This is a genomic window from Mycobacterium sp. 2YAF39 (genome assembly GCF_052114565.1).
GTDB lineage: Bacteria > Actinomycetota > Actinomycetes > Mycobacteriales > Mycobacteriaceae > Mycobacterium.
In genome coordinates this window covers 1-356 of record NZ_JBFREZ010000076.1, presented here as the reverse complement: position 1 = coordinate 356, position 356 = coordinate 1, and the positions used below count along the sequence as shown (strand labels likewise).

Genomic DNA, 356 nt, shown 5'->3' with positions numbered 1-356 from the left:
GGTACAGGCATGGCTGTTCGATCCGAACCGGCTCGCCCCCACCTACACCGCCGCGCAGATCACGCGCCCGTTTCCCTTCAATGCGTTCTACGGCATCGACGAAGTGACCGTGGTGAACGGCGATGACTTCCGGCTCAAGGTGGGGGGGCTGGTGCAGGACAAGCGAAGCTGGACGCTGGATGCCCTCTACGCCTTGCCGCAGGCGGAGCAGATCACCCGGCATATCTGCGTGGAAGGCTGGAGCGCCATCGGGCGCTGGGGCGGCACGCCGTTCGCCGGCTTTCTCCAGCGGATCGGCGCCGATACCACGGCGAAGTACGTGGGATTCAGGTGCGCCGACGACTACTACGAAAGCA

1 protein-coding gene is annotated in these 356 nt (G+C 65.2%); it reads left to right on the top strand.

Annotated elements, in window-relative coordinates:
• Window positions 1-356, top strand: a 356-nt coding sequence (locus AB4Z42_RS28535) for a molybdopterin-dependent oxidoreductase (protein ID WP_442012603.1), incomplete at both ends; no start/stop codon positions are given.